At 68.5% G+C, this 13,039-nt stretch carries 8 protein-coding genes; 4 read left to right on the top strand and 4 right to left on the bottom strand.

Going from position 1 to position 13,039, the window contains the following annotated elements; genetic code table 11:
• Positions 1 to 4 precede the first annotated feature (4 nt).
• The gene (locus A8W25_RS05215) at positions 5 to 1,075 is read left to right on the top strand and encodes an ImmA/IrrE family metallo-endopeptidase (protein ID WP_067156390.1); all 1,071 of its coding nucleotides are present in this window, start codon (positions 5 to 7) and stop codon (positions 1,073 to 1,075) included.
• A gap of 10 nt (positions 1,076 to 1,085) precedes the next feature.
• Positions 1,086 to 2,285 carry a hypothetical protein gene (locus tag A8W25_RS05210; RefSeq protein WP_067156387.1) on the top strand — a complete coding sequence of 400 codons (1,200 nt, stop codon included), beginning with the start codon at positions 1,086 to 1,088 and terminating at the stop codon, positions 2,283 to 2,285.
• On the opposite strand, the gene A8W25_RS05205 is transcribed toward A8W25_RS05210, so the two are convergent.
• From A8W25_RS05205 to A8W25_RS05190, 4 genes are all read right to left on the bottom strand, one after another.
• The gene (locus tag A8W25_RS05205; protein ID WP_079125809.1) at positions 2,270 to 2,893 is read right to left on the bottom strand and encodes a hypothetical protein; all 624 of its coding nucleotides are present in this window, start codon (positions 2,891 to 2,893) and stop codon (positions 2,270 to 2,272) included. The two genes, A8W25_RS05210 and A8W25_RS05205, sit on opposite strands and share 16 nt — an antisense overlap.
• Positions 2,894 to 2,935: 42 nt before the next feature.
• A complete protein-coding gene (locus tag A8W25_RS05200; protein ID WP_158942391.1) occupies positions 2,936 to 3,226 on the bottom strand; it encodes a hypothetical protein in 291 nt (96 codons plus the stop codon).
• 134 nt (positions 3,227 to 3,360) lie between these two features.
• Complete coding sequence (locus A8W25_RS05195; RefSeq protein WP_067156381.1) at positions 3,361 to 4,335, bottom strand: DNA polymerase Y family protein; 975 nt, start codon at positions 4,333 to 4,335, stop codon at positions 3,361 to 3,363.
• Between the two features lie 6 nt (positions 4,336 to 4,341).
• The gene (locus A8W25_RS05190; RefSeq protein ID WP_067156378.1) at positions 4,342 to 7,830 is read right to left on the bottom strand and encodes a DNA polymerase III subunit alpha; all 3,489 of its coding nucleotides are present in this window, start codon (positions 7,828 to 7,830) and stop codon (positions 4,342 to 4,344) included.
• Between the two features lie 717 nt (positions 7,831 to 8,547).
• Here A8W25_RS05190 and A8W25_RS05185 point away from each other — a divergent pair.
• On the top strand, positions 8,548 to 9,294 hold the full coding sequence (locus A8W25_RS05185; protein WP_158942389.1) for a hypothetical protein: 747 nt from the start codon (positions 8,548 to 8,550) through the stop codon (positions 9,292 to 9,294).
• Positions 9,279 to 12,926, top strand: coding sequence for a DEAD/DEAH box helicase (locus A8W25_RS05180; RefSeq protein ID WP_067156372.1), 3,648 nt, complete (start codon positions 9,279 to 9,281; stop codon positions 12,924 to 12,926). The genes A8W25_RS05185 and A8W25_RS05180 overlap by 16 nt, the downstream gene beginning before the upstream one ends.
• The last annotated feature ends 113 nt before the right edge of the window (positions 12,927 to 13,039 follow it).

The raw sequence follows: 13,039 nt of genomic DNA, 5'->3' as shown, positions 1-13,039 counted from the left end.
CGGAATGCTCGTTCTGCTGCGTGAGTCCCGCGGACTCACGCAGGTGGACGTCTCTGTCGCCATGACCAAGGCATCTCCCATGGGGGCGACGGCGGTGTCGCAGGGATACGTGAGCCGAGCGGAGTCCGGACGACTCGCCGTCTGCGACGACCGACTGGAGTGGTATGCGGCCGCGCTGGGCTACCCGCAAGACCTGCTGTGCGTCGATCCGCAGGTGGGAGGGGTTGGTGTCGGGCTGATCCATCACCGCAAGAAGGCCGCCCTGTCCGCCTCCGTGCTGCGCCAGGTGCACGCTCAACTGGCCCTGACTCGCATGCAGTTGGAGGGGATCACGTCGGCGGCAGGGGCTTCTGATCAAGCCTCTGATTTCCTGCGCGTTCCACTGGATCTGCTCACGACCCCGAAGGATGCTGCACGGCAAGTACGCAAAGCGTGGCGGTTGCCGCCCGGACCGCTCCCGGATGTGATCAAGGCGGTCGAGAACGCCGGCGCCCTGGTGGTCGTACGCGATCTCGGCAGCGATCTGCTGGACGCCGTCAGCCAGTGGGACGGGAGCGGTTCGCCGCTGCTTCTGGTCAACGGTCAGGCGCCCGGTGACCGTTGCCGGTTCAGCGTCGCCCATGAACTCGGCCACCTGGTCATGCACGTGGAACCCGGTACCGGATCCCGGCAGGAGAAGCAGGCCGACGCCTTCGCGGCGGAGCTGCTCATGCCGGCCGCGGATATCCGGAACGCCTTCAAGGGCGGTGTCGATCTGCAACGGCTCATGGAGCTCAAGCGGACCTGGCGAGTGTCCATGAGCGCATTGTTGCGCCGCGCCCTTGACCTGAACGCGCTGACCGAATGGCAGCACCGCACCCTCGTCATCGAGATGTCCGCGCTCGGCTACCGCACGGCCGAACCCGTCGAGATCCCCCGCGAGCAACCCCGGACCGTCCCCGCACTCGTACGAACATTGCTCGACGAGCGCGGGCTTACCCTCGAATCGGCAGCCGGCTGCGCCCGGTTGCTGCCAGAGGACTTCCAGCACTTGTACGTCGAAGGTCACCGCACGTCACCGTTGTCGTCGCATTGAAGGACCGTCCATGACCGACCCTTCCGCCGTCCCGCCCCGTCCTCGCCCCTCCGACTCGACTCCGGACGGTATCGGCCTGCTGCGCGGCCGCATGCTGATCCAGACCCGCCCCACCCTTGTCAAGAGGGTGTCGGAACAGATCGCCCCCAGCCTCAGCGGCCTGCTCCTGTGTGGCGACACTGCCGCGCGGACGGCGCAGCGGATGCGACGGAACGAGGGGTACAGCGGAGTCCTGCTTGCCGATCCGGCCTGCTACGAATCGACTCCCGCCACTGAGGAGGCCCCGTTCCCCGAGAACGAACCGGACGGGTTCTTCATGAACGACCCGCTGGAGGTCTCCCTCTCCCGGCAGCGGGCGGCTGGCGTCACCGTGCCGATCTCCCCGACCGGCTATATCCAGGCCGAAGACTCCGACGCGCTCCGGGCCGCAGCCCGCCGCATGGTCGAGCTCGGCGACCCGTCCGTGATCTTCTCGGTGCCGATCGACGTGGCATGGCTCCGGAACGAGGAGTCGACAAAACAGTTGATCAGCTTCCTTCAGCTGGTCCCGGGCCCCAAAGCGATCATGCTGGGCGGGCAGATGGACCCGCTTTCGCGATACGCGAAGGCAGTCACCCACCTGCGCCTGCTGATCACCGAAGTGTCGGACGCCGCGCTGGTTCGCGCCGATCTCGCCGCCTTCGGCGCTCTGGCAGCCGGTGCGCTCTTCACCGCTTTCGGCGGGAGCAGCGGCCTGCGGCACATCGTCGCTCCCGGGGAGAAGGCGCAGACCAGCAGGAAAGGGGGCGGCGGGCCCACGGCGCCGCACGTGCTTCACCCCGAGTTGATGGACTTCTACCTGGGGGACAACCTGGCGGACAAGTACGGTGGAGGCCCCGCACCCATCTGCGAGTGCTACGCCTGCGAAGGGAGGGCCCTGGACATTTTCACCAGCAACCACGCGCCCCTGCCCGCGCAGGCCACCGCCCACAACATCGCCGTGCTCATGAGCTGGCTCCGCGATCTCCGCGCGATTCCCGCGGGGATCGAACGGGAGCGGTGGTGGCACAACCGGTGCCTCACTGCCGTCGACCAGTACCCCTTGGTGAACGCCACCCTCCGGCAGCCCGGCGCCTTCAAGGTGCCCGAGCAGCTCAACCGATGGGCCCTCGCCGCGCCTGAAGCCACCCCCGCCGCGGCCGAAGCCCCATGTATTCAGCGCACCCGCTGATACAGCTCCTCCACGAACCGCCAGGCCGCCGCGGTATGCCGCTGCGGCCGGTGGGCCTCAGGTTCCAGCGCCATCTCGATCTCGTCCCCCCGGTCGATGAGAACTCCGATGCCGTAGAAATCCGCTTCGGCCAGCACCTCGTCCAGGCGCGCGGGACGACGGCTGAGCAGCATGGCCCGACGGCAGAACGGGGCGAACCGACCGGCCCTCTCCAGTCCCTGGCGCCACCCGGACGCCGGCACCACGGCGAGATCCACCTGCAAGGGGCGCACCGCACGCCGCGTCACCGTCCGGCGGTCACGGTCCGCCGCTCCGGTCGGCAAGGAACGCAGCGCCCGCTTCTCGTGCTGGTCCAATGAGGCCAGCGGAACCGGCATGCCAACCGGAAGCGACAGCAGCGTCTCCAGAGGCCGCCGCTGGTCCAGGTGTTCCGCGCCGACCTCCCGGCGACGCTCGTCCTCGATAGGGTCCAGGCGGTAGAAGAACAACGCCTTTTCCCCCATGACCTCGGCAAACACTGTCTGCGCGCCCTGCTCCGCAAGCTGGGCGGACACCGTTTTCACCGAGCCGTCGAGCACGGAACCCACCGAGGTCATCATGGTCTCCACCCTGCCTCACCCGGCCGTGACCGCAAACACCGGCCCCGTCGGTCATCCAACCCGTTCCGTTCCTGTCACCGCTGCCAAACGACACAAGACGCCCTCCAGGTACTGCCAGAGCTCGTTGTCGTCACTGCGGCGGTAGTGCTGACGCCGCTCCCCAGGACTCCGCGGAAGCCGTACGGCCAGCCCCGCCCGCACCAGCGCCCGAATCGGAGCCTGATAGAGGCTGGCGGAGATCCCGTAGGAAGCCGCCAGGTCTCCCATGCAGACACCCCGGTCATCGGCCTGGGCGAGCGCGAGCAGCACTTCCGCCCGGTAGCGGTTCCCGAAGAGGCTCACCGAGAGTTCCCGCATTCCCTCGGGTGCACTTTGAGACATGATTCATGATTCGTTTATCACTGTTCATGTGTCAAGATGCCGGTCCGAATCCTTCGGTTCTTTCTGCCTGCAGGGGGTTCGTCGCCGCCAGTCGCTCACTGCAGACCCGCGGTGCTGGCGGGTCGCACCGCGCCCGGTCCGAAGCGGGCGCGGGCCCGGTCGGCCGCGGCTTCGATGCGGCGGTTCTTGTCGTCGTCGGGGCCGAAGGTCAACTGCCGGGAGGCCGATGAGGTGCCACCGAGCTTGTCCGCACGCAGGGTCAACGAGCGGACGCGGGCTCGTTGCAGCCCCAGGGACCAGTGCAACGCGTGGGCAGCTGCTCGAAGCTGCGGGCTGTGCGCTGTGGACTCGGACAGGGTGCGGCTGCGGGTGGTCGTCGAACGGTCGGCGTACTGGACGGTCAGTGCCAGTGAACGACACGCCTGCCGCTCGTCGCGGAGCCGGGCGCCGAGTTGTTCGGCGAGATGGGTCAGAGCGGCGCGCTGGCGCCCGGAGTCGAGCTCGTCGCGGGTGAAGCGGTGCTCGGCGCAGAACGTACGGGGCGGGGCGCCCGCAACGACCCGCGCGGGGTCGATGCCGGCCGCGCGCTCGCGGATCGTGCGGCCGGTCGCCGTGCCCAGGATGCGCTGGAGCGTCAGCAGCGGGGTGGCGGCGATCTGGTCGGCGGTGTGCAGGCCGTACGAGGCCAGAGTGCGGGCGGTGGCCGGGCCCACGCCGGGCAGTGCCGCGGCCGGAAGGCCGGTGAGGAACCGGACGATGGCCTCGGGATCATCGGGTATGGAACGGATGGCGCCGGGCGCCCCGCGGTGCGCGGCGAGCTGGGCGAGCAGCGGGTTGGGGCCGATGCCGACCGTCACGTCGAGGCCGTGGACCGCCGCCGCGCGCATCCGGATCAGGGCCGCGAGCCCGGCGGCGTCGCGGTCGAAATAGCGGGTGCTCCCGGACACGTCAGCGAGCGCCGCGTCCGGCGGCAGGGCCTGCGCGACGGGCGTGAACTCGCCGATCATGTCGAGGAGTTGACGGTAGGTGGCGTCGGGCTGTGGGTCGCCGAAGTGAAGGTAGAGGATCATCGCCGGTCACCCCGCGCTTCCGGGACTCGCATGGTGGAAGGACCTTCCCTTGAGGGGGTCGAGAGTGTTCCCTGCGGTCAGGGCGGCCGAGGCGGAGGTGCCGGGCGGCTGCAGATCGGCCCAGGGGTGCAGGGCGTAGCCGGTCGGCTGGGTGATGGTGCGGCGCGGGCCCGTCCGGCGTGCGGCGGTCTCGGGGCGGGTGAGGCGATCGGCGACGGCGCCGGGGCCGCCTTCGCGGTACAGGTCGATCAGCTCGGCCAGGTTCCAGGCGGCGGTGCCGGTGATGCTGAAGGCGCGCGGCGCGCGGCGGGCCAGGGTGCCGCGGACGAGAAGCAGGCTGCTGTGGAACACCGTATGGGCGCAGCGCGCGTGGCTGTCCTCGAAGAACGCCAGATCGGACAGGCCGGTGGGGTCGTCCAGGGTGGCGAAGATGACGCGCTTACCGGAGCGGATCGGCGGGGTCTGGGTGGCGACCTTGACGCCGGCGACGAGCACGGTTGCGCCGTGCCGGAGCCGTGGCAGATCGGCGGCGGGGGTCGCGCCGATCTCGGCGAGCAGGGACCGGTGCTCGTCGAGGAGGTGGCGGGAGATATCCATGCCGAGCACGTCCAGTTCGGCGGCGAGCTGCTCCGAGCCGCTCATAGCCGGCAGGCCCGTGGTGATGGCTGCGCCGGTGCAGTCCGGCCCGGCGCCGGCGTCCTCTGCGCTCTCCGTGTTCTCCATGGGGAGTTGGCCTGCGGTCGAGCCGCCCTTGCTGCGACCCGAGCGGTGCAGCTCGGCGACCTTCAGCAGCAGCTCGCGGCGGGGACCGAACGCGTCCAACGCACCGACCTGCGCCAGGCGTTCGGCCAGCGGGTGGCTGGGGCGGGCGCGCTGCCAGAAGTCCTCGAGCGAGGTGTACGGCTGCCCGGCGGTGATGCGCCCGCTCTCGGCCTCCGTGATGCCGCGGACCTGCGACAGGCCGATCCGCACCCCCCACCTGTCAGACGCCAGTTCGATTATGTGTGCGGACCGGGACTCATTGATGTCGGGCAGCAGCAGCGGCACCCCGTGACGCCGCGCGTCCGCGGCCAGAACGCGCTTGTGGTACATCCCCGGATCGTGAGTGAGCAGCCCCGCGAGCAGGGCCGCCATCCGATGGGCCTTGAGCCAGCTCGACTGGTACGCGGGCTGCGCGAACGCCGCGGCGTGCGCCTTGGCGAAGCCGAAGCTGCCGAAGCCCTCCAGGATCTTCCACACGTCGCGCACGGCCTGGACCGGATAGCCGCGCTTCCGAGCCCGGTCCGCGAACCAGGCTCGTACCCGGCCCTGCCGCTCGGGGTCCGACAGGGCACGCCGTGCCTCGTCGGCCGTGCCCCGGTCGCAGCCGGTCAGCGTCGTCATGATCGCGATGACCTGCTCGTGGAAGACGACCTGCCCCTCGGTCTCCTCGAGGATCGGCTTCAGGTCCGGATGCGCGTAATGGGGACGGTTCTGGCCGTCGCGGGCCTTGATCAACGGCTCCACCATATTCGCCGCGACCGGTCCCGGCCGAAACAGGCTGATGTCGAGCGCCAGGTCGTCGAACGACCGCGGCCGCAGATTCTGCACCATCTCTCTCTGCCCCGGACTTTCCAATTGGAAGGTCCCCAGGGTGTCCCCGGAGGTGATCAGGTCGTAGGTGGCCGGGTCGTCCGGCGGCACCTGCGCGGGGTCGTCCAGGTCGAACCGTTCTCCGGTGACGCGTTCTATCTCGGCGGCCGCGTGCGCGAGCGCCGACTGCATCCGTACGCCGATGACGTCGATCTTCGGGTGGCCGGTGTCCTCGATGTCTTCCTTGTCGAACTGAGACATGGCGATGTTCTCCACCGTGGTCGGCGCCACCGGGGTGCGCCGCAGCAGTCCCGCGTTGGAGACGAGCAGTCCGCACGGATGCATCGCCGCCTCGTGCGGCAGCCCGTCGAGCGCCTCCACCAGCTCCCATAGCCGGCCGTGGTCCTCGGCGGCGACCTCGCGCAGCTCCGGCAGCTCGGCGAGCGCGGCCCGCACGTCCTTCGCCCGGATGTGCGGGAACGCCTTGCCGAGCCGGGCCGCCTCGTCCGGCGCCATGCCGCGGGCGCGGGCCACGTCCTCGATCGCCCCGCGCGCCCGGTACGTCTTGTAGACCGCGAGCGTCGCCACCCGGTCGGCCCCGAACCGCTCCTGTACCGCCTGATACACCTCCAGGCGGCGGGCCGACTCCACATCCAGGTCGATATCGGGCAGCGCGGACCGCCGTGCGGACAGGAACCGCTCCATGAGCAGGCCGTGCGCCACCGGGTCGACCGGGCTGATGCCCAGAAGATGTGTGACGAGGGAGCCCACGCCCGAGCCGCGGGCCGCGACCCGGATGCCAAGTCGCTGAGCCCCCGCCGCGACCTCGGCGACGGTCAGGAAGTACCCGGCGAAACCGTGCCCGGCGATGATCCTCAGCTCGTCCTCGAGCCGGTCCCAGCGCTCCACCTCCCGGTGGTAGCCGCGGTTCATCATGCCCGCCGCGCACTTCTCGGCGAGAACGCGGTCGGCGGTGTCCGCCCGCGCGCCCACCAGCTCGGCCTCGGGAAGATTCAGCCGGCCCAGACCGAACGCCTCGCCCGGGTCGACCACGCAGGCTGCCGCCGTCTCCTCGGTCACTGCGAGCAGCCGCCGCGCCTGAAGGCCCCGGCCGCCCACTGCCTCGGCGATCCGCCCGGCGATCCGCTCCATCTCCCCGGCATCCTTCAGCCACCGCTGCCCGCCGTCGAGACGAGACGCGTCCCGGCCGTCGATCGGCACCAGCGAACGGGCGGAGTCCAGGATGTCGGCGACCTCACCCTGATGCGGGTCGGCATACCGCACGGCGTTGCTCAGCACAGCCTCCACCTGCTGTTCGGCGGCGAAACCCGCCATCCGTGCCGCAAGACGCAACGAACCCGGACCCGTACCGGTCCGCCCGTGCCACGACACCTCAAGGCGCAACGACCGGCCGAACCGCTCACGCCACGGATCAAGTAGGGCAGTGGCCCGGTCGGGACGTCCCGACGCCAGCGCCTGCCCCACCTCGGAATCGGCCCCGAGCAGCACGAACACCTCGCCGTTCGCGCAGGCCAGGTCCTCCCAGGTGACGCCCTGATCGGACGCCGCCGACACGAGACGGCACAGCTCGGCCCAGCCGTGTGCGGTCCGGGCCAGGAACACCGCCCGCAGTGGCGCCTCCGTCACGAACGCACCGCCCCTGGCGGGGGTCCGCTGCCGCACCGCCGACGCCGCCCCGGACGGGGACGCGCCAGGCACGGCCAGATCAACGCCGAAGAGAGGCCTGACCCCGACTTTCGCGCACGCCTTGGCGAAGCGCACCGCACCTGCGAGAGAGTCCCGATCGGTCAGCGCCAGGGCGTCGAGACCCCGCTCTGCAGCCCGCTCTGCCAGTGCCTGCGGGCGGCTGGCCCCGTAGCGCAGCGAATAGCCGCTCGCTGCACGGAGATGCGTAAACGACATACACACCTCCTGTTGCCCATAACCCCCCTTTGGATCATCTATGTCGTCTCGACTATGAGGAGCACCCTAACTCAATGTTCGCACATTCGTTCGATGGGCTGGAAGCCTCGAGGGGCGGCTTGAGCTAGGGCAGGTCGCCGAGATCGAGGCGTCGACGTGTGCGGGTGACGACAACGTAGGCGAGCCGGGCTTCGCTGCCGTTGATTGGTGGGGGCACGGTGGGCTGTGTGCCATTGGGTTCGCGGAGGGGCGGTGGTTCGAAGTCCGCGGCGATCTTCACTGATGCCCATTCCCGGCGGTCGCGGCCGCTGGGGTCGTACGCGGCGTTGTGGCGTGTTCGAGTTGGGCGAGGAAGACCTGCTCGACCACAGGGTGGTGGCCTGGGCCTTGTTCAGGAGGGGGTGGGAAGCAGGGGTGGCGAGGCAGTGGGTAAGGGGATTCCGGATGAAAAGGAAGGTTCCGCCATACGCTTGGGCGGCCAGATAGTCTTCGATGCTAGGAGGACTCGCCGGTGACGGGTAGAAGCGGAGCGTACGCATGTCCATAGCTGTTCCCACTCCTCGAAGCCGGGTTCCGGCAGCGGTAGCGGAGCAGTTCGCGGCCGCCCGGGGTGGGCAGGTGTCGGCGTTCGCGACTCGGGCCAGTCGGGGAGCCGGCCAGCGATGCCCGTGGGAGCTGGTGTCTATGGGTGGGCATTCGGACTCCGAGCGCGGGGCGGTGGCATGGATCATCGCGGAGGCTTTGATGCGGCAGCGGTGCGGCAAGGTGACACACGCATTCGACTCTTGGAGAGCGGCCACGCTGGGCGGCACTCCGCTGACTGGGCAACGCCGGCAGTTGGTCACGGCGTTTGCGGAACCGGTATTCAAGCCGCAGATCGATCCGGCGGCTAAGCCGCATCACGGAGTGCCGGGTCATGTAGGTGAATGGCTCTGGTACTTGCTGGCGTTGGAGAGCCCGGATACGCCCGCACGGGTACGGGAGTACCTGACCCCGCCCAAGGACAACGTCAACGACTCCGGCGGAGACGGTCTGGTCATCTACCGCTCACGTTCAGGTACCGGACCAGAACTTCTCTTCCGTCTGTGGGAGATGAAGAAATACACCGGGAAGGATGATTCAGTCACCGACACGGTCCGCGGTGCGTGGGATCAGCTATCGGAACACGGCATCAACTACGTGATCTCCCAGATCGCCTGGGCCGACCGGGAAGTCTCTGGCGACGTCGGTATATTCGTCAGCGAGCTGGCCGATCTGTGGCTGGAGGGGCATCCCAGCAGCGGTGCCGGGGTGAGCGTGGCCACTAACACGTCTGCGGCTCCCAAACAGCGCGCCTTCACCACGGCTCACGAACGGATTCCTCACCTACGGCACGATGGTCAACTCGAAGGCATGATCGTGGCCATCGATGACTTCCCCGATTTCGCCCGGCACGTTCAGGAACTGGTGTGGACCGCACTGTAAACCCCGAAATCCTTGCGATCGCGCTCGGCGTCCACGAGGCTGGCCTGCTGCCGTCCCCAGACGAACTCGCCGCACTGATCGCCGAGGTTGAGGTCGGCGCTATCAGGTCCGAGGCTGGCGTTCCGGACCAACTGCTAGGGACGGCCTGGTACCTGCACGGGGTCGCTGCGGCACTTGAGGGCACCGACTTGTATGACCCGGTCCGGCGCCGACACGCCTTTGCCGTCAGTGCCCACATCCTTGAACTGGCTCTGGACGACCGCCGTAATCGTCTCGACACCACCAACGGTCCCGAGGACGACAGGACCGGCGAAGAGGACGACCTGGCGGAGACAGCGGACGCGGAAACCACGGGCACGCCACAGGATCCCGATGAGGTTCGAGCCCGCCGGCTGTCACTGGCGTTCGGCGCCCAGGTTGGCTACCGGCGATGCGAGCAGGACCCGAACGCTGCCGCGGTCTTCCGGCAGGTCGACCCGCTCCTGGTCACCGAGGAATCACTTGCCTCTCACCTGGACACCCTCGCGGTTGAGGCCGGGGTGGCATTTTTGGGTTTGCAGCGGCGCAGGCTGACCCGGGTGGTGCGCGTGTGGCGACGGCAGTTGGGTGACCTGCAGCGGCTGGCTGGCGTCACCGATCTACGAGAGAGTATGTACGGCCCAGCGCAGGCCGTCATTGAGGCGGTTCACAACCTGACACTGTTTCTTACCCGTGCCGACCCCGCAGCATTGGAGACCGCTCGGACTCATCTGCGGGATGTGGTCACTGGCAGCGCCGGCATAGCGGACCGCTCCGCCCGCTGGGTAGCCGCCCATCTGCTGGAACTCCTGGACGACCTGGCCGACGGCAGTCTCCAGCGGCTGCTGCCTCCCGATACCCCGCCAGCACTCGCCCAGGCCTTCGCCCTCTCCGACCCTCCAGTGATGACGCTGTGGCCGCCGCAGCGGGAACTGCTGCGACAGTCCCGCCCGCTGGACCCAGCCACCTCCCGGCTGCTGATCAGCGTGCCGACCAGTGCTGGCAAGACGCTCATGGCACAGCTAGTCATCTGCGCCCATCTGGCTGCTGGTGCCGGTCGGGTGCTGTATGTCTCGCCGCTGCGCAGCCTGGGCCGGGAGATGCGCCAGGCCCTTCGCTCCCGGCTACGAGTGCTGGGCCGCAAACTTGGCGACGACCTGCCCGACTTCCCCGCGCCGGGCGCCCAAGCCACAGTCGGCGATGGAGATGTGGAGGTCCTCACTCCCGAGCGGCTGATGCACGCCCTGCGGCAGGACGCGAATGCAGCACTGGAGGGGGTGGGCCTGATCGTGGTCGACGAGGCTCATCACATGCAGCACACGGAGCGCGGCTTCCTCCTCGAAGGACTCTTGGCGTTCTGCCAGGCCCATCCGAGCCCACCGCGGCTGGTCCTGCTGTCTGCCGCGGTCGGCAACCACGCTGAGCTCGCAGCCTGGCTCGACCCCAGCCAGCCCGCCGAGGACGTCGTGTTCACCTCGCAATGGCGCGGGCCCCGTCGGTTGCACGGTCTTCTGAGCCCAATCAAGTTCTCTGACCAGCTCACCCGTACCAAGCTCCCGCCGCGCGCAAACCGGACCCGCAACACAGAGGCGGTCCTGCCGATGGGCCTGCGCATCAGCGTCCGCCCGACCTCGGCCGGCAAGACTTTTCACATGGCCACTCAGCGTGACCAGCCGCTAGGGCAGCGGGTCTACCGTGAGAAGTTCCCCGGCGACACCACCGGCAAGCAGGCCTCATCGGTGACGAACTACGCCCTATTCGCATTTGGGGCTGCACACCTATCCCGCACTGGCAGTGTCCTGGTGGTCTGCACCTCCCGCCTCGCCACACGCAACACCGCCCAGGCCATCGCCGCTCTCCTGCCCGAATTCCCGCCCGCAGCCCCACTCGCTGGCTTCCTCGCCGACACCCTCGGCGCCGACCACCCGATCGTGGACTGCGCCCGACACGGGGTCGCCTACCACCACGCCCAACTGCCCGCCGAAGTCCTGCACGCCGTCGAGGACGCCCTGCGCAGCGACCAGCTCAAAGCACTGTGCTGTACCAGCACGCTCACCGACGGCGTCAACCTGCCGGTGCGCTCCGTCATCATCAACAGTGAGGTCGACGACGGTCTGCCACGCACCTGGTCCGGCCAGCCGCAAATGGGACCAGCGCAACTGCTCAACGCCGTTGGCCGTGCCGGACGGGCCGGACGCGAAAGCGAAGGCTGGATCCTGCTCACCCGCCACCGCGACCCGCGCTCCCCCGACTTTTCCCTGCTCGAACCTGGCGCGGAGCGCCTGCAGGTGCTGTCCGCGCTCGGCACCGACGACGCCCTGACCGACCTCGCCGCCGCCGAACAGCTGATTGCTGAGACCGCCGATGCCATCTTCAAGCTCGCCGAGAATCACGCTGCCAACTTCGCCTCCTACGTGTGGTTCACCCTAGACGCGCTCTCCCGCGTTCCCACCCTCACGGCCATCGAGCCGATGGCCGCCGTCGAGCGGCTGTTGGCCATGCGACAGCTACCGCCCGATCTCAAGGACCGCTGGCTGCAACTGGCCACAAAGGTCGCCGAACAGTACGAGGCCACCGAACCGGCCGCCCGGCGGCGCTGGACCACCCCGGGCACCAGCATCGGCACCGCCCGCGCCCTGGACTCGATCGCCGAAGCCCTCGCCCAGGCCCTCCTGCGAGACCCCGCCGCCACCGCGCCGGCCTACGAGGGCATCTGGGCAGAGGTCTTGGCTGGCGTGCTCCCTGACGAATGGCCACTCCAGCGGACTCTGGACTTCTTCACCCAGTACGGCGTGTACGGCGTTCTGCTGACTTTCCCAGAAGCCAAGGAAGCGTGGACTTTCACTGAGAAGCGGACCAGCACCAGCGCTCGCCGCCACGTAGACATTGCCGCGGCGATCACCGGATGGACCGGTGGTACGACCATCCCCGACCTCGCCGACGCCTGGCTGCCGGGTCTGCCTCGCGAATGGGCTTTGGAACAGACCGTCAGCAACATCAGCGTTACCTTCGAGCACTATCTCGCCTGGACCCTCGGCGCGCTGACCAACCTCATCAACACTCGTCTGGAACAAGCCCGGGCCGAGATCAGGCTGCCCGCCACCGTCGGTTGGCACCTGCGCCACGGTGTTGACACCGCTCAGGCCCTCGCCCTGCTAAACGCTGGTGTCACCTCCCGCCGCCTCGCCCACCAGATCGGCCGGTCGGCCAACGACCGGAACATTGGCGCTGATGAACTGCGCGCCTGGCTGACCGACCTCCACATTGACGGATGGCGCCGCGAATTTTCCGCCACCTCCTATGAGATCAACGACCTGCTGGAATACGTCCGCACTCGCCGCCCCAGTATGATCGGCAGCCTGCTCGATGCCAGACATACCTCCTTGCATGTCACGACCACCGGAGTGGCCGTCGCTGACGGCCTCCCCGTCCAGTTGAGGTTCTCCGCCGGTCCTCAGCCGTCACCCCTGACCGCCGACGCAAACCAAGACACTGTGGCTATCATCCCGGCCGACACGTATCTCGACGTCCTCACGATTATCGACAGCGGAATCGATTTCGACGCGACCCTCACTGACGACCGGCTCACTTTGAGCCTGCGGGCCGCCTGGTGACATCCATACCATCCAGCAACTCGGACTTTAGGAATGAGAGGGAATCTCCAAGGCGTTGGGCATTAAGGGAGCCTGTTGCATAGTTGCTAATGGTGTGTTCTATTCGTGACGGA

The organism is Streptomyces sp. ERV7, assembly GCF_001653515.1.
GTDB lineage: Bacteria > Actinomycetota > Actinomycetes > Streptomycetales > Streptomycetaceae > Streptomyces.
The sequence above is the reverse complement of the archived record's forward strand: the minus strand, read 5'-3'. Positions and strand labels throughout refer to the sequence as shown.

Coding starts and splice junctions, on each gene's coding strand:
- A8W25_RS05215 (WP_067156390.1), top strand. CDS start 5: ATGCTCGTTCTGCTGCGTGAGTCCCGCGGACTCACGCAGGTGGACGTC.
- A8W25_RS05210 (WP_067156387.1), top strand. CDS start 1,086: ATGACCGACCCTTCCGCCGTCCCGCCCCGTCCTCGCCCCTCCGACTCG.
- A8W25_RS05195 (WP_067156381.1), bottom strand. CDS start 4,335: ATGATCCTCTACCTTCACTTCGGCGACCCACAGCCCGACGCCACCTAC.
- A8W25_RS05190 (WP_067156378.1), bottom strand. CDS start 7,830: ATGTCGTTTACGCATCTCCGTGCAGCGAGCGGCTATTCGCTGCGCTAC.